We start from the raw sequence: 15500 nt of genomic DNA on the forward strand, positions 1-15500 counted from the left end.
CAGGCTACTCGTCCAGCATCCGATAATGGCCCACCACTGTCATCACGTCACGATGCGGAGGGTCGATGCAGCGATCCCTGATGCCGTTTTGGAAGGCCTCGAAAGCGGCAAGCCCGGGGATGATGTCAGCATGCTCGTCGGTTTCGATCTCGACGAGATGGACGAAAGTGCCGTCGCCGGAGCGCCAGGTCATGTAGCGAACGCCTTCCGGCGATTTGCCGCGCAGTTCCTCGAACACAGCCTTGACCAGGCGCTCGTTCTCGTCCGCCCGGTCCGGCTTCGTTTTGTAGCGTATCAAATGATGTTTCATCGCATCGGCTCCCTTGGCTGTCGTCTGTCCAAGACGCCTCAGCCAGGCCGAAGGATTCGGATTTCAAAAAAATAGTTCGGTACCGGCCCGCGCAGACGCCTGGTGTCAGTCCTGGCCCCGGTCGAGCAGGCGCCGCAGCATGGGTTCGATGCGCGAGAGCTCGTCGAGATGCGCGGCAGAGAGTTCGGCCAGGCAATCGTCGGCGCGTTCGGTCAGCCGCAGCAGCACGCGGCGGTGGTCGTCCTTGTCCTGATCGCGTGCGACCAGTCCTGCCTCACCGAGGCGGTTGACCAGTTCGACGGCGCTGTGGTGGCGGATGCGCAGGCGTTCCGCAAGGTCGCCGACCGTCACCGGCCCGCCGCCCGGATATCCCTTGATCGCCAGCAGCGCCTGATGCTGGCGCGGGGTCAGGCCGGCGTCCTCGGCCTGCACCTGGCTGAATTCGAGGAAGCGGCGGATCAGGTAGCGGAACTCGGACAGCCGCTGGTAGTCGGATTGCCTGATGGCGGGGCGTGGGGTCTTGGGCGGCTGCGTCATATCGCAGATGTCTTCGTTTTCCGGTGAAAGCTCAAACGAAATTTCGAACGAAACAGCTTGAACAGATATATCGTGTTACGATACATAGCCGACCGACAACCGGCTGGCCACTTCGACCGTGCCGCAAAACCAGACACGGCCGCCGCCAGGAAGCAAAGCCACCATGAAGACCCACAATTCCAATCCCGGTCATCTCAGGGATTTCACCACCGACGCCAGGGTGCTGCTCGTCGCCGCGATAGCGGTGGTGGTGGCGACCGCCGGGCTGTTTGCCGGCATCGTGCTGCTGAAGCTGATCCGCCTGGCCACCAACATCGCCTATTTCGGCCAGTTCTCGCTTGCCGAGCTGAAGCTGCAGGATACGCCGCTCGGACTTGCCGCCGTCTTCGTTCCCGTCATCGGCGCGCTGATCATCGGCCTGATGGCGCGCTATGGCAGCGAGAAGATCCGCGGCCACGGCATTCCCGAGGCCATCGAGGCGATCCTGCTCGGGCGCTCAAGGCTCGATGCCAAGGTGGCGATCCTGAAGCCGCTGTCGTCGGCGATCTCGATCGGCTCCGGCGGGCCGTTCGGCGCCGAGGGTCCGATCATCATGACCGGCGGCGCCATCGGCTCGCTGATCGCGCAGATGCTGCCGGTCAGCGATACCGAGCGCAAGACGCTGCTGGTGGCGGGTGCGGCCGCCGGCATGACCACCGTGTTCGGCACGCCGATCGCGGCCATCATGCTGGCGGTGGAACTGCTTTTGTTCGAATGGACGCCGCGCAGCTTCATTCCCGTGGCGGTGGCGGCCATCGTGGCGGAGGTGGAGCGCACGATGCTGCATATGCCGGGGCCGATCTTTCCGTTCCAGGGCAGCATGGCGGTTTCCTTCCTCGGCCTTGGCGGCTGGGTGCTGATCGGCATCTGCGCGGGTCTGTTGTCCGGGCTGCTGACGCAGATGGTCTATGCCTGCGAGGACGGCTTCCAGAAGCTGCCGATCCACTGGATGTGGTGGCCGATGCTCGGCGGCCTGGTGGTCGGCATGGGCGGTCTGATCGACCCACGGGCGCTCGGCGTCGGCTATGACAACATCGCCGACATGCTGGACGGCCGCGCGATCGCCACCGCGGCGCTGCTGCTGCTGGTGGTCAAGGCCGTCATCTGGTCGGTGGCGCTCGGCTCGGGAACCTCGGGCGGCGTGCTGGCGCCGCTGTTGATCATGGGTGGCGCGATGGGCGCGGTGCTTGCCGGGGTCCTGCCGGCGGCGGACCCGGGCTTCTGGGCGCTGCTGGCCATGGCCGCCACCATGGGCGGCACGATGCGCGCGCCGCTGACAGCCACTTTCTTCGCCGTCGAGTTGACCGGCAACACCCATGTGCTGGTACCGCTGATCGCGGCCTGTGCGGCGGCGCATGCGGTCACCGTGCTGTTGATGAAGCGTTCGATCCTGACCGAGAAGATCGCCAGGCGAGGGCACCACCTGGTGCGCGAATATCGCGTCGATCCATTCGCGCTCACCAGGGTACGTGAGGTGATGACGTCAGAGGTCGAGAGCGTGCCGGCGACGATGACGCTGCATGGCGCGGCCGCCTTCCTGACCGCGCCGGAAACCCGGCATCCGAGTTTTCCCGTCGTCGATGACAACAGGCAGGTGCTCGGCCTCATCGATCCGCCGGCGATCCTGCGCTGGCGCCGTGCCGGCAAGCACCGGACGACGACGCTCGGCGAGCTGCTGGCCGGAAGCAAGGTGACGCTGGCCTATCCCGACGAATATCTGGAAGGTCTGTCGGACAAATTGTTGACGGCCAATGTATCGCATTTGCCGGTCGTGGCGCGCGAGGATGGAAGGCTGGTCGGCTATGTCGGCTGGAAGGATTTGATGCGCGTGCGCTCACGCAAGCAGGCCGAGGAACGCGAGCGCTCGACCTTGCTTGGCTTCGGCACCGGAGGCAAGAAAGAGCAGCGCACGGCTTCTTCTTAAGTCTCGCCGGCGACGCCGCGCTTCGCCCACTCCAGGACATGCAGCCTGAGCGCGGAGGACAGGTTGGTGTCGCGGGGCCGCGTTTCGTCGACTTCGGCGACAAGGGCGGCGAGCGTCAGCTTCCTTGCCGCCGCCATCGCGACGAGATCGTCATGGAAAGGCTTTTCGAGGGAATAGCTGGTGCGATGGCCGCGTATGGTCACCGAGCGTTTTTCGACGGCGCTCATTGACCGTCACTGGGATCGCCCGGTTCGCCGGGCTTTTCGCGGTGATGGCCCGCGACGAACCTTTCGCTCTTGTCGGCGACCATGCGGTCGCGTTGCCTTTCGGCCTTGGTGCGGCCGTGCAAGGCGCGATTCTGGCCGGCCGCCTGTTCTCTATCGGCCCGCGCCTTCTGTTTGCGGAACTGACGAAGGTTGACGATTTCGGCCATGGCGGGAGCCGCGAGCCTATTTCTTGCGAAAGGCGTCGAGCGAGACCACTTCGGCGCCCTTGGTACCGGCATCGGCGGCGGCGGGCTTTTTCTCCGCTTCGGCGGCGGCCTTCTTCTCGGCCTTCGGCTTCTTCTCGGAGACGATGGCCAGCGGTTCGGGCGCTGGTGCGGCCGGTTCCTCGTCGGGCTGCGCATCGGTCTTGACGTCGAACTCGAGTTCGAAATTGACCGAGGGATCGTAGAAGCCGCGCACGGCCGAGAACGGGATCTCGAGTTTCTCCGGCACGTCGGAGAAGGAGAGCCCAACCTCGAATCCGGTGTCGGTGACCTTCAGGTCCCAATACTGGAACTGGATGACGATGGTCATCTGCTCGGGATAGCGTTCGCGCAGCCGCGACGAGACGCGCACGCCCGGCGCACCGGTCAGGAAGGTGATGAAGAAATGATGGTTGCCGGGAAGGCCGGTGCGCGCGACCTCGGCCAGGACCTTGCGCATGACGCCGCGCAACGCCTCCTGGGCCAGAATGTCGTAGCGGATGTGGTCGTCGGCCATGAGTTGGTCGGGTTCCGTTGAATCGTCCGCATAGCTGTAATCAAGCTTGAGGGCGGCGTAAACCTGATATAGACCGCCGCCGCGCCGAAGCGAGGACTATTGCCAACGATTTGATCGGCAAGGCGGCTTCGCCGCAACCGCAAATGTTATGCGTTAGCCAGCGCAGTGTGTTTTTTCACGCCGGTCGGGGAAGGGCGCTTGCCGAAAGCGCGCAGGAAGGTGCGCACGCCGTTTGTCGCCGATTGCACCACTTCGTCCTCGCGCGGCGTGCCGCCAAGCATGAAGGTGGTCTGCAATTCGGCATTGACGAGGCCGAGGAACTGGCGTGCCGCCACGTCGGGATCGTCGATCGTGAGATGGCCGCCGTAAGCTAGGCGGGCGAAGCGGGCGGCGATTGCCGGCCATGTCCGGCCCGGGCCCTGTTCGCGCCATTCGGCAAAGAGCTCGGGATAGCGCTCGCCCTCGGTCTGGATCAGCTTGCGCAGGAACTTTCCGTCGCGGTTGCAGATGCAGTTCTGGTTCAGGCGCACGGCAAAACCGATCAGGTCGGCTTCGAGATTCCCGGGTTGATCGGGGAAGGTGGCGATGGTGGCGAAGATGCCGGCGTTGCAGCGTTCGGTCAGGTCGCGCACCACGGCGATGAACAGCTTTTCCTTGTCGCGATGGTGGTTGTAGACGGTCTGGCGCGAGACGCCGGCCTCTGCCGCGATCAGGTCGATGTTGGCGCCGGCGAAACCCTCGCGGCAAAACACGCCGGCAGCGGCGTCGACGATCGACATGCGCTTGGCCTCATGGCCACGTGGCGGGAAAGTGTCAGGAGAAACGTCCGGTCTCATGAAAATCTATATAGAGGTGATTGACGATTTGGACAAGAGTGTCTAAATTTGTGGACACGATATAAGGGGATTTCACTCCAGAGGGACGAATAAATTCGCTCTGGGAGTAGGAATCCCTCGGGATGGAACGTCCTGGGGTCAGACGTCGCCTAGCGGCGGCAACCAGATTCGAAAGAAGCCAATATCATGAGTCCCAAATTCCTCCGCATCGCGGTCGTGCTCGGCCTGTTGTCGGCCATCGGCCCGTTCGCAATCGACATGTATCTGCCCGCGCTGCCGTCGATCGGCACCGATCTGCATGCCGGCACCGCCGCCGTGCAGATGAGCCTTTTGATCTTCTTCCTGTCGATGGGCTTCGGCCAGATCGTCGTCGGGCCGATCTCCGACATGGTCGGCCGCAAGCTGCCGCTCTATGGCGGCCTGGCGCTGTTCATGGCCGGCGGCATCGGCTCGGCAATGGCGCCGACCATCGAGTGGCTGATCGCCTTCCGCTTCCTGCAGGGGCTTGGCGCCAGCGCCGGCATGGCCATTCCGCGCGCCATCGTGCGCGACCTGCACACCGGCAACGAGGCCGCCAAGCTGATGTCGCTGCTGATGCTGGTGTTCTCGGTGTCGCCGATCCTGGCGCCGCTGACCGGCAGCCAGATCATCGAGAATTTCGGCTGGCGCGCCGTGTTCTGGACGGTGACCGGTGCGGCGGTGCTTGCCACCATCCTGCTCGCGACCTCGCTCAAGGAGACGCGGCCGGCGGAAGAGCGTGTCGGGTCCTCCTTCGGTACCGCGCTTGCCGGCTACCGTTTCCTGATGGGCGACCGTAATTTCCTTGGCCTGGTGGCAATCGCCGGCTTCGGCATTGCGAGCTTCTTTGTCTATCTGTCGAGTTCGTCCTTCATCCTGATCGACCATTACGGGCTGTCGCCTTCGGTCTACAGCGTGTTCTTCTCGATCAACGCGGTTGCCTTCATCGGCATGTCGCAGCTGACGGGCCTGCTTTCGGAACGGTTCGGGCTGAAGCGCGTGGTGTGGGTGGCGGTGACCGGCTATGCCACGACGATGGTGGCGCTGTTCGCCATCATGGCCACGGGGGTCGACCGGCTCGATGTTATGGCGGCCCTGCTGTTCGTCGGCTACGGCTTCCTCGGCCTTGTCATTCCGACCACCTCGGTGCTGGCCATGGAAGAGCATGGCGAGATCGCCGGCACGGCGTCGGCGCTGATGGGCACGCTGCATTTTGCCATCGGCGCGCTCGCCATGGGCGTTGCCGGCGTGTTCTTCGACGGCACGCCGCTGCCGATGGTCGCCGGCATCACGCTCTGCGCGGTGATATCGTTCGCACTGGCGAAGGTCACGCTTGGCCGTTCGCGGCAAGCCGTCGAAGCGCCGGCGGAATAGCCAATCCTCAAATGAACCGAAAGGCCGGGTCAATCCCGGCCTTTTTAATGTCGAAGGCAGTGCGGGCGACAAGCTGCGGTCGTTTACCCGGCGCAAGACGCGCTACCAACAATGTTTCTTTGCACCGGCCCAACGTTTGCCTGGGTTCACGACCGCGCTCAGTTGAGTTCCTGGGCGAGTCCGATGAGAAGTCCTTCAGGCCCACGGATGTAGCAGAGCCGATACACGTCCTTGTAGTCGACCACTTCGCCCACGAGCTGCGCGCCGCGCGTGCGGAGCCTTTCAAGCGTATCGTCGATGTCGTCCACGGTGAACATGACGCGGAGGTAGCCCAGCGCGTTGACCGGGGCTTTCCGGTGATCCGCGACGACAGGCGGCGTGAGGAAGCGGGAGAGCTCCAGCCGGCTGTGGCCGTCCGGTGTGCGCATCATGGCAATCTCGACATGTTGATCGCCCAGTCCGGTGACACGCCCGGCCCATTCTCCCTCGATCGTGGCCCGCCCCTCGAACTCGAGGCCGAGTTCGCGAAAGAAATCGATCGCCCCTCCGAGGTCCTCGACCACGATTCCTACATTGTCCATCCGCTTGAGCGCCATGTTTTCAACCTCCAGGATGCCGGTTCAATCTACAAGGTGTCGCCTGGTTCCGACAACGCGCATGAAGGGCCGGACCGGGCCGGCCGCTCTATGTCCGCAATGTCGGCGGCAATCCAGCAGCGTCGAGGAGGAAGCGCACGCGCTCCTCGACTGGCGCAAGCGGCAAGGTCACCAATTCGTAGCCAAGTTCGGCATAGACGCCTGCCACTAATTGGCAAGTGCGCTCGGCCTCGTCGAGCGTTTGCTTGCGTTCTTCGTCCTGGGTGAAGATTTCCGGCCATGGCGGGGCGATGAAGACGCGACGCGCATAGCGGAATTCCATGGCGGCGCTGGTGAGGTGATCCGGCGCCGGCAGGCCGCAGAGCCTGAGATAGCCGATCGTGTCCGGCACGCCGCGGTCAAAGAAGACCGGCCCTGCCAACGCGCGGGCCGCACGATACGAGCGCATCTCCCAGGACAGCATCAGTTCGGCGAACAATGCGCGATCGCTCCAGGGCAGGGCGGTTCCGCCAATGGCGGATTGGTCGCGGATGATGCCGCGTCCGGCTTCTACAGAGGTCGCAAAGCCCGTCTGCCGCAAGGCTTCGATCAAGGTGGTCTTGCCGGAGCCCGGGCCGCCGGTCAGCACGAAGAATCGATTGGAATCGTTTTGCATTTTTTGTCCATGGAGAAAGGGCACGCGACGCAGCGGCTTCGCGGCTTCTACAGCATGTCGCGGCGAATAGGATTCGCCCGACCTGCTGTAAGCTTCTGATTTATGCATGTCGTTATCCCGGAACCGAGGACACTTCCGGGCGACATGCATCAGGCCGTGCGAAGTCTTGACGGCAGGAGCCGTTGCGCGTGATGCAAATTGAAGGGGGAGAAGTGGAGGTTTCTGTTGCCAGGTACCTCCGAACCCCGCCTAGAAGTGCGAACCCCTAGGGCTTGATTTGAAGCTATCGCACTGCATTAAGCAGCGAGACGTGCTTCCGCATAGTTGTCGTTGGCAACTATAAGTTTAGCCCGATGACGGTGGTACAATGCCGGGCAAAAGTACGATCTTTACACCTTCGTCGATCCTATTTCGCCCCCAGCAAAAACCGCCCTGTCGTCAAAAGCGGCTTTTGGTGGAGGCGCCGGGTACCGCCCCCGGGTCCGAACGGCTTATTTCATCGCCCATTTATCGCCATAGTCGGTCAAGCCGACAAAACGAATATAGGGGGCGTTTGCCGGAAATGAAAGGCCGCAATGATGCTTTGTCCCTGTGTCAAATCGCGACGCCAAGGGTTGACTTGGGCGCGGTCTCAACCGAAGCTTTGCGAGCGGTGAGGAGTTAGCGACCTAGCGCACAAGTTGCGAAGCGCGCCACAGTCCTCATCGATCGGATCCGTGGCGCCGACGAGGGGAATTTTGATGGCCGACTATCTTGCGGATGTGAAGAAGTATGACGCCGCGGCAAACGCCGATGCGGTCGAAAAGATCGTCAAGCATCTGGGCATTGCGCTGAGGAACCGCGACTCCTCGCTGGTGTCCTGCACGGACCCGAAGGAATTGGGGCGGGTCAAGGAGAGCTGGGTGGCCAAGAAGCTCGGCGTCACCGACGGGGCGAAGGCCGACGCCGCGATCGAGAAGACCTGCAAGGCGATGCACGCCGACAACACCAAGAACCGCGTGACCTTCTACTATCTGGTGGCCAAGGATCTGGGCAAGCTCGGCTCTCTGTGACGCTCGCGCATCAGTTTGCGAGGGCTGGTACGGCAGAATAGCCGCTCCAACTTTTATTTTCGCTTTGTCGGGGGTTTGCGCCGCCCCTCACCTGCCTGCCGGCATCCTCTCCCCGTATAGTGACCGGGAGAGGGGATCTGCCATCGATGATTTCGCCAATGACCAACGTTGCAAAAAGGGCGTCAGCGTAGCGGCCAGCTTCTTTCTCCCCGTCACTATACGGGGAGAAATGTCCGGCAGGACAATGAGGGGCAGCGCCGACTCTGGAAAGAGTGGTGGGGCAAGCGTCGTTTGTACCGTTTTGCTGTGTTCGGCCGCCGGTCTGGCCGCTATAATGCCCAAACACTCGAATCGAGCCGAAACCGATGCGCCAATATCTCGACCTCTTGCAGCATGTGCTGGAAAACGGCGCCGATCGCGGCGACCGCACCGGCACCGGCACACGCTCCGTCTTCGGCTACCAGATGCGCTTCGATCTGGCGCGCGGCTTTCCGGTCACCACCACCAAGAAGCTGCATCTGAAGTCGATCATCCATGAACTCCTGTGGTTCCTGGCCGGCGACACCAACATCAAGTACCTGACCGACCATGACGTTTCGATCTGGGACGAATGGGCCGACGAGAATGGCGATCTCGGCCCGGTCTACGGCAAGCAATGGCGTTCCTGGCCGGATGGTCATGGCGGCTCGATCGACCAGATCGCCAATCTTCTCAAGGAGATCCGCCGCAATCCTCAATCGCGGCGACTGATCGTCTCGGCCTGGAATCCCGCCGAGGTGGAAGCCATGGCGCTGCCGCCTTGCCACTGCCTGTTCCAGTTCTACGTGTCCGAGGGCCGGCTTTCCTGCCAGCTCTACCAGCGCTCCGCCGACATCTTCCTCGGCGTGCCGTTCAACATCGCGTCCTACGCATTGCTGACGCTCATGGTGGCGCAGGTGACCGGGCTGAAGCCGGGCGATTTCGTCCACACGCTCGGCGACGCGCATCTCTACTCCAACCATTTCGAGCAGGCGCGCGAACAGTTGCAGCGCACGCCAAGGGCACTGCCGACGATGTGGATCAATCCGGACGTGAAGGACCTGTTCGCCTTCCGCTTCGAGGATTTCCGGCTGGATAACTACGCCGCCGATGCGTCGATCAAGGCGCCTATCGCGGTCTGAGCCGCGTTTTTTCAGCCGATGCCGACCATCACGTCCGAGGCCTTGACCACGGCATAGGCCTGCTTGCCCTTTTCGAGCTTGAGATCGGCGACGGCTTCGTTGGTGATCGAGGCGGTGACGATGGCGCCGCCGCCGATGTCGATGCGGGCATGCGAGGTGGTGGCCCCTTTGACGATTTCGGTGATCGTTCCCTTGAGAACGTTGCGGGCGCTGATCTTCATTGGCGTCCCGTTCGCTGTTTATCCCCGGTCGTCTTATCAGAACAATCAGGCAGTACCAATCACAAGACCAGATGGCGTTTCGGCAGACCAGGCCTTCCCTTGTTATATCCATGCGGATATATCGGTCTGCAGGTTCGAGCCGATCGGATTTTGAACACAGGGAGAGTTTCCGATGACGCGCAAAGGTTTCGGGTTGAGGGTGGTCGCCATTGGCGGTTTTGCGGCTGCGTTGATGGCGGCAATGCCGGCAGCGCACGCGGAAGACAAGGTCGTGGTGTTTGCGGCGGCGAGCCTCAAGGATGCGCTCGACGCGGTGAACAAGGCCTGCAAAGCCGATGTCGGCGAGGCCGCGACCGTTTCCTATGCCGCGAGTTCGGCATTGGCCAAGCAGATCGAGGGCGGGGCACCGGCCGACGTCTTCATCTCGGCCGATCTCGACTGGATGAAATATCTCTCCGACAAGAAGCTGACCAAGCCCGATACCGAAGTGAAGTTGCTCGGCAACCAGATCGTGCTGGTGGCGCCGAAGGATTCGACGGTTGAAACCAAGATCGAGAAGGGTTTTGACCTCGCCATGCTGGTTGGCGACGGCAAGCTCGCCATGGGCGACTTCAAGGCCGTGCCGGCCGGCAAATACGGCAAGGCGGCGCTTCAATCGCTCGGCGTCTGGTCCTCGGTCGAGGGCAAGGTGGCGCAGGCCGAGAATGTCCGTGCGGCGCTCAAGCTGGTTTCGACCGGCGAGGCGGCCCTCGGTATCGTCTATGCCACCGACGCGCACGCCGAAAAGGGCGTCAAGGTGGTCGGCACCTTCCCGGAGGATTCACATCCGCCGATCATCTATCCGGTTGCCCAGACCACCGATTCGAAGGACAAGGATACGATGGCCTTCCTGAAGTGCCTGCAATCCGCCAAGGCCGGCGCGCTCTTCAAGGAACAGGGCTTCACCGTGCTCACGCCGAGCAACTGACTTCGAAAAGGCCCCGATACCGCGCGATGAACTGGCTGCTGGACCTCAGTCCCGACGAATGGAATGCGGTCCGGCTGTCCATCAAGGTGGCAACGGTCGCGATGCTCGCGAGTTTGCCGCCGGGCATAGCGATAGCGCTGCTGCTTGCCCGGGGGAAATTCTGGGGCAAGACACTGTTCAACGGGCTGGTGCATCTGCCGCTGATCCTGCCACCCGTGGTGACCGGCTATCTCTTGCTTTTGACTTTCGGAAGGCGCGGCCCGGCCGGCGCATTCCTGGCCGAGCATTTCGGCATCGTCTTCTCGTTTCGCTGGACGGGTGCCGCCCTTGCCTGCGGCGTCATGGGCTTCCCCCTGATGGTGCGGGCGATCCGGCTGTCGATCGAGGCGGTGGACCGCAAGATGGAGGCGGCCGCAGGGACGCTCGGCGCCAATCCTGTGTGGGTGTTCGGCACCATCACGCTGCCGCTGATCCTGCCCGGGCTGATCGCCGGCGCCATCCTGTCCTTCGCCAAGGCGATGGGCGAGTTCGGCGCGACGATCACTTTTGTCTCCAACATCCCTGGCGAGACGCAGACGCTGCCATCGGCGATCTACACCTTTACCCAGGTGCCGGGCGGCGATGAAGGGGCGCTGCGGCTGACGCTGATTTCCATCGTCATCTCGATGGCGGCACTGGTCGCCTCGGAAGTGCTGGCGCGGCGCGTCGGGCGGCGGATGGACATCGAATGAGCGTCCTTGTCGACATCAGCCACCGGCTTGGCGATTTCGCCATCGATGCCCGCTTCGAGAGCGCCGGGCGGCTGACGGCGCTGTTCGGGCCGTCGGGCTCCGGCAAGACGACGCTGATCAACATGATCGCCGGGCTGATCCGGCCGGACAAGGGGCGCATCGAGATCGACGGCCGCGTTCTGGTCGACACCGGTGCCGGCATTTTCGTGCCAAGGCACAAGCGCCGTATCGGCATGGTGTTCCAGGATGCGCGCCTGTTTCCGCATATGAGCGTGATCAGCAATCTGCGCTACGGCCGTTGGTTCACGCCGGCGGCGGAACGCTACGCGGATATGGACAGTGTCGTCGAACTGCTCGGCATCAGCCCGTTGCTCGGGCGGCGACCGGCAAAGCTCTCGGGCGGCGAGAAACAGCGCGTGGCGATCGGCCGGGCGCTGCTTGCCAGCCCGAAGCTGCTGCTCATGGACGAGCCGCTGGCCTCGCTCGACGAAGCGCGCAAGGCCGAGATCCTGCCCTATATCGAACGGCTGCGCGACGAAACGAAGATCCCGATCGTCTATGTCAGCCATTCGGTCGCCGAGGTGGCGCGGCTGGCCAGCGACGTGGTGATGCTGGCGCAGGGCAAGGTCACCGCCAGCGGCCCGACCGAGGCCGTCATGCAAAGGCTTGACCTGTTGCCGGCCGAAGAGCGCGGCGAGGGTGGCGCCGTGCTGGACACGAAGGTACTGCGTCACGACGAGACTTTCGGGATGACAGTGCTCGGCTCGGCCGCCGGCGAGATCCGCGTGCCGCGCCTTGAAATGAAGCCTGGGGCTTCCGTGCGTATCCGCATTCGCGCTCGCGACGTGATGGTCGCCACGGAGAAACCGACGGGCCTCAGCGCGCTCAACATCCTGCCCGGCACGATTGTCGCGATCAGCCCGGGCGAGGGGCCGACGGTCGAAGTCGGCATCGACTGCAATGGCGCAACGGTGCTCGCCCGCATCACCGAACAGTCGCGGCAGGCACTGAAGCTGCGTCCCGGCGGCAAGGTTCTCGCGGTGGTCAAGACGGTGAGCTTCGACCGGGCGAACACCGGCGCCGGCTTGCCGCTCGAAGCCGACGGCTGACAGGGGTGGTGATCGCCGATATATTGTTTTGGAATAACGGTCGCTGAAGCTGAAGCGATCGTGGAGGAGCAAAAATGCCGTCGCTGAGCTTGCGGATAAATCTCGATCCGGATGGACGGATCGGTCCTGGCAAGATCGAGCTTCTGGAGCACATCGCCACGTTCGGATCGATCTCGGCCGCCGCGCGCGGCATGGAGATGTCCTACAAGCACGCCTGGGATCTGGTCGAGGACATGAACCGGGTGTTCGGCAAGCCGCTGGTCTCGGCGCAGACCGGGGGCCGCAAGGGCGGCGGCGCGCAGCTGACGACGGTCGGCCTGGCGGTGGTCAGCCGCTTTCGCGCCATCGAGCGCGCGGCGTCCGCCGCAGCGGCGACGCATATGGATGCGCTGCAGGCGGAGATCGAAGCGGGGTAGGGGGATAGTCAGTAGTCAGTAGGGATTAGGACAGCTTCACTACTCACCACTCCTGCTTCCGCAGCAAATACGTGTCCATGATCCAGCCCTTTTCCCTACGCGCTTCGTCGCGGCGCTTTTCGATCTCCGCGCCGACATCACCGAGGCGGCCGGAGATGATGATCTCGTCCGGTGTGCCGAGATAGGCGCCCCATTGGATGAAAAGATCCTGGTCGGCCAGCGTGTTGAAGGCGCATTTGCCGTCGAGCATGACGACGGCGCTGCCGGCATTGTCCGGCATGCCTTCCTCGGTCAGGCGGCGGCCGGTGGTGATCAGCACGGGATCGCCGATGCGGTTCAGCGCCGTTTTGTGACTGGCGGCCAGCGCCTGGATGGCTGTTATGCCGGGGATGACTTCCAGTTCGAAGGCGACATTGCCCCTCAGGCGCACGCGCTCGAGGATGCGCAATGCGCTGTCGTAGAGCGAGGGATCACCCCAGATCAGGAAGGCGCCGCAGCCATCCCCGGCGATCTCGTCGCGGATCAGTCCCTCGTAGATGACGGCGATCGCCTCATGCCAGTCGTCGACGGTCGAGCGATAGGAAGACGTTGGTTCGGCGCGCACCGGCACGTCGAACTCGACCCGGCGTGAGGTCGGGTTGGTGACGAAGCGGTCGCAGATGCCGCGCCGCAGGTCGGCGAGCTCTGTCTTGTCGGCGCCCTTGTCGGGAATAAACAGGACGTCCGCCCGGTTCAGGCCCGATATGGCCTGAACCGTCATGTGGTCGGGATTGCCGGCGCCGATGCCGATGACGAGAAGCTTGCGCATGGCGCGAACTCCTGCCCGATCGGAACCTGTTAGTCCAGACCGCGCGTGCGTGTCCAGACCGCATGCGTGTCCAGACCGCATGCGTGTCCAGCCGGTCACGCATGCCCTGGACGCGGAAGGGCTTTGAAACGCCGCATTGAAACGGCTAGGGTCATGAGGGCATTCTCGCCGAGGGGGCTTTCATGCTGCGATATATCTTGACCACCGCGCTGGCCCTGTCGGCGGCGCCTGCATTGGCCAACGACTCGGTTGCCGAACTTGGCACCGGCGGCCTGATCCTGTCGCGCAGCGATGCCGTGGCGATGCAAAGCGAGGACCTCTTCATCTCGCCGCAAAAGGTGACGGTCGACTACGTCTTCCACAACAACACCGACAAGGATGTCGAGGCGATCGTCGCCTTCCCGATGCCCGACATTTCAGGCGATCCCGAGGAGATGCCGGCGATCCCCGAAAACCAGAGTGACAATTTCCTCGGCTTCGAGGTGACGATCGACGGCGCGCCGGCAAAGCCTGAGCTCGAGCAGAAGGTGTTCGCGCTCGGCATCGACGTCGGCACGGATTTGAAAGCCCAGAACGTGCCGTTCAACCCGTTCGGCGACGCCGCCAAGGCGGCACTGGCGAAGCTTCCGCAAGCGGTGGCCGACGATTGGGTCAACCGCGGCATCATCATCGAGGACACTGTTGACGACAGTGGCGGCCAAAAACCCGGCTATGCGCCGTTCTGGCAATTGCGCTCGACCTATTGGTGGCGCTCGACCTTTCCGGCCAACAAGGACGTTCACGTCTCGCACCGCTACAAGCCTAGCGTCGGCGGCACGTCGTCGGTCAGCTTTTTCAATGAGGGCCAGTTCCAGGGCTCATACGCCGCCTACAAGACCCGCTACTGCATGGACGGCACTTTCGAGAATGCGGTGCGCAGGGCGGCGAAGGACAATCCGGACGGCTATCCCAAATTCTACGAAAGCCGCATCGCCTATATCCTGACCACCGGCGGCAACTGGGCGGCGGGCACCATCGGCAAGTTCAAGCTGACCGTCGACAAGGGCAATCCGAAAGCCCTGGTCTCGTTCTGCGGCGACAATGTCAAAAAGGTCGGGCCGACGAGCTTCGAAATGACAGCGAAGGATTTCTATCCCGAGCATGATATCGATATCCTCCTGCTCGAACCGTCGGACAGCAATGGCGGGGACGCAAACTGATGCATGTCACGATCTACGTCGCCATTGCCGAGAACGGTGTGATCGGGCGGGAAGGCGGGTTGCCCTGGCGGCTCTCCACCGACCTCAAGCGCTTCAAGGCAGACACGATGGGCAAGCCCATCATCATGGGCCGCAAGACCTATGAAGGCATCGGCCGCCCGCTGCCGGGCAGGCTGAACATCGTGGTCACCCGCGACAAGGCCTGGCGCGCCGAGGGCGTCGAGGTGGCGCATACGCTGGAAGCCGCGATCCAGCTGGCGACCGTGCGCGGCCGCTGCATGAGCGGCGTCGACGAGGTCTGTGTCATCGGCGGCGGCGAGATCTATGCCCAGGCGCTGCCGCTGGCCGACCGTCTGCACGTCACCCATGTTCTGGCCGCCGTCGACGGCGATGCGCATTTCCCGCCGATCGACCCCGATACATGGCACGTGGTCAGTTCGCAGGAGGTTCCATCAGGAGAAAAGGACAGTCATGCGACGCGCTATACGGTTTACGAGCGCCGCCGCGAGATAGTTTGAAGACAAAAGCGCGATTGTAGGACGACAAAGGGTCGCTACCGGCC

General features: G+C 63.2%; 20 protein-coding genes and 1 other RNA gene. 10 read left to right on the plus strand and 11 right to left on the minus strand.

The window, feature by feature from the left end:
- Positions 1-4: 4 nt before the first annotated feature.
- Positions 5-310 carry a hypothetical protein gene (locus EN808_RS09305; RefSeq protein ID WP_135881888.1) on the minus strand — a complete coding sequence of 102 codons (306 nt, stop codon included), beginning with the start codon at positions 308-310 and terminating at the stop codon, positions 5-7.
- Positions 311-415: 105 nt separating this feature from the next.
- On the minus strand, positions 416-847 hold the full coding sequence (locus EN808_RS09310; protein ID WP_189521740.1) for a MarR family winged helix-turn-helix transcriptional regulator: 432 nt from the start codon (positions 845-847) through the stop codon (positions 416-418).
- A 163-nt stretch (positions 848-1010) separates the two neighbouring features.
- On the opposite strand from EN808_RS09310, the gene EN808_RS09315 reads away from it, so the two are divergent.
- Positions 1011-2810 (plus strand): chloride channel protein, encoded by a 1800-nt coding sequence (locus tag EN808_RS09315; RefSeq protein WP_135915635.1) that lies wholly within the window; start codon positions 1011-1013, stop codon positions 2808-2810.
- On the opposite strand, the gene EN808_RS09320 is transcribed toward EN808_RS09315, so the two are convergent.
- The 4 genes from EN808_RS09320 to EN808_RS09335 form a co-directional block, all read right to left on the minus strand.
- The gene (locus EN808_RS09320) at positions 2807-3037 is read right to left on the minus strand and encodes a ribbon-helix-helix domain-containing protein (RefSeq protein WP_127279261.1); all 231 of its coding nucleotides are present in this window, start codon (positions 3035-3037) and stop codon (positions 2807-2809) included. The genes EN808_RS09315 and EN808_RS09320 overlap by 4 nt on opposite strands.
- Positions 3034-3243, minus strand: coding sequence for a DUF4169 family protein (locus EN808_RS09325; protein WP_127871652.1), 210 nt, complete (start codon positions 3241-3243; stop codon positions 3034-3036). The genes EN808_RS09320 and EN808_RS09325 overlap by 4 nt, the downstream gene beginning before the upstream one ends.
- A gap of 16 nt (positions 3244-3259) precedes the next feature.
- Positions 3260-3796, minus strand: coding sequence for an SspB family protein (locus tag EN808_RS09330; RefSeq protein WP_127279263.1), 537 nt, complete (start codon positions 3794-3796; stop codon positions 3260-3262).
- A 146-nt stretch (positions 3797-3942) separates the two neighbouring features.
- A complete protein-coding gene (locus tag EN808_RS09335; RefSeq protein WP_135915636.1) occupies positions 3943-4632 on the minus strand; it encodes a TetR/AcrR family transcriptional regulator in 690 nt (229 codons plus the stop codon).
- A 186-nt stretch (positions 4633-4818) separates the two neighbouring features.
- Here EN808_RS09335 and EN808_RS09340 point away from each other — a divergent pair, with 186 nt between their 5' ends.
- On the plus strand, positions 4819-6024 hold the full coding sequence (locus tag EN808_RS09340) for a multidrug effflux MFS transporter (protein WP_127279265.1): 1206 nt from the start codon (positions 4819-4821) through the stop codon (positions 6022-6024).
- A 158-nt stretch (positions 6025-6182) separates the two neighbouring features.
- On the opposite strand, the gene EN808_RS09345 is transcribed toward EN808_RS09340, so the two are convergent.
- The 3 genes from EN808_RS09345 to ssrA all read right to left on the minus strand — a co-directional run bounded on the left by EN808_RS09345 (position 6183) and on the right by ssrA (position 7847).
- The gene (locus EN808_RS09345) at positions 6183-6620 is read right to left on the minus strand and encodes a VOC family protein (protein ID WP_135881883.1); all 438 of its coding nucleotides are present in this window, start codon (positions 6618-6620) and stop codon (positions 6183-6185) included.
- Positions 6621-6708: 88 nt separating this feature from the next.
- Positions 6709-7275 carry an AAA family ATPase gene (locus tag EN808_RS09350; protein ID WP_135916018.1) on the minus strand — a complete coding sequence of 189 codons (567 nt, stop codon included), beginning with the start codon at positions 7273-7275 and terminating at the stop codon, positions 6709-6711.
- A 211-nt stretch (positions 7276-7486) separates the two neighbouring features.
- Positions 7487-7847: a transfer-messenger RNA gene (gene ssrA / locus EN808_RS09355) on the minus strand.
- A 168-nt stretch (positions 7848-8015) separates the two neighbouring features.
- Here ssrA and EN808_RS09360 point away from each other — a divergent pair.
- The gene (locus EN808_RS09360) at positions 8016-8327 is read left to right on the plus strand and encodes a DUF2853 family protein (protein WP_127281000.1); all 312 of its coding nucleotides are present in this window, start codon (positions 8016-8018) and stop codon (positions 8325-8327) included.
- A 365-nt stretch (positions 8328-8692) separates the two neighbouring features.
- A complete protein-coding gene (locus tag EN808_RS09370) occupies positions 8693-9487 on the plus strand; it encodes a thymidylate synthase (protein WP_135915637.1) in 795 nt (264 codons plus the stop codon).
- Between the two features lie 11 nt (positions 9488-9498).
- On the opposite strand, the gene EN808_RS09375 is transcribed toward EN808_RS09370, so the two are convergent.
- Complete coding sequence (locus EN808_RS09375) at positions 9499-9708, minus strand: molybdopterin-binding protein (protein ID WP_135915638.1); 210 nt, start codon at positions 9706-9708, stop codon at positions 9499-9501.
- Between the two features lie 172 nt (positions 9709-9880).
- Between EN808_RS09375 and modA the strand changes: the two genes are divergently transcribed.
- The 4 genes from modA (at position 9881) to EN808_RS09395 (ending at position 12931) form a co-directional block, all read left to right on the plus strand.
- Positions 9881-10675, plus strand: a complete 795-nt coding sequence (gene modA, locus EN808_RS09380) for a molybdate ABC transporter substrate-binding protein (RefSeq protein WP_135915639.1) — start codon at positions 9881-9883, stop codon at positions 10673-10675.
- 26 nt (positions 10676-10701) lie between these two features.
- Positions 10702-11406 carry a molybdate ABC transporter permease subunit gene (gene modB / locus EN808_RS09385; protein WP_135915640.1) on the plus strand — a complete coding sequence of 235 codons (705 nt, stop codon included), beginning with the start codon at positions 10702-10704 and terminating at the stop codon, positions 11404-11406.
- Positions 11403-12515, plus strand: coding sequence for a molybdenum ABC transporter ATP-binding protein (gene modC, locus EN808_RS09390; protein ID WP_135866483.1), 1113 nt, complete (start codon positions 11403-11405; stop codon positions 12513-12515). The genes modB and modC overlap by 4 nt, the downstream gene beginning before the upstream one ends.
- Before the next feature lie 74 nt (positions 12516-12589).
- Positions 12590-12931 (plus strand): winged helix-turn-helix domain-containing protein, encoded by a 342-nt coding sequence (locus EN808_RS09395; protein WP_127279684.1) that lies wholly within the window; start codon positions 12590-12592, stop codon positions 12929-12931.
- Between the two features lie 43 nt (positions 12932-12974).
- Here EN808_RS09395 and cobF read toward each other — a convergent pair whose 3' ends face one another.
- Positions 12975-13739, minus strand: a complete 765-nt coding sequence (cobF, locus tag EN808_RS09400) for a precorrin-6A synthase (deacetylating) (protein WP_127279685.1) — start codon at positions 13737-13739, stop codon at positions 12975-12977.
- Positions 13740-13921: 182 nt separating this feature from the next.
- On the opposite strand from cobF, the gene EN808_RS09405 reads away from it, so the two are divergent.
- Both EN808_RS09405 and EN808_RS09410 read left to right on the plus strand, forming a co-directional pair.
- Positions 13922-14938 carry a DUF4424 domain-containing protein gene (locus EN808_RS09405; protein ID WP_135866485.1) on the plus strand — a complete coding sequence of 339 codons (1017 nt, stop codon included), beginning with the start codon at positions 13922-13924 and terminating at the stop codon, positions 14936-14938.
- The gene (locus EN808_RS09410) at positions 14938-15456 is read left to right on the plus strand and encodes a dihydrofolate reductase (RefSeq protein WP_127279687.1); all 519 of its coding nucleotides are present in this window, start codon (positions 14938-14940) and stop codon (positions 15454-15456) included. Before EN808_RS09405 ends, EN808_RS09410 begins: the two co-directional genes overlap by 1 nt.
- Positions 15457-15500: the final 44 nt, after the last annotated feature.

This window comes from Mesorhizobium sp. M8A.F.Ca.ET.165.01.1.1 (assembly GCF_004792065.1).
Classification (GTDB): domain Bacteria; phylum Pseudomonadota; class Alphaproteobacteria; order Rhizobiales; family Rhizobiaceae; genus Mesorhizobium.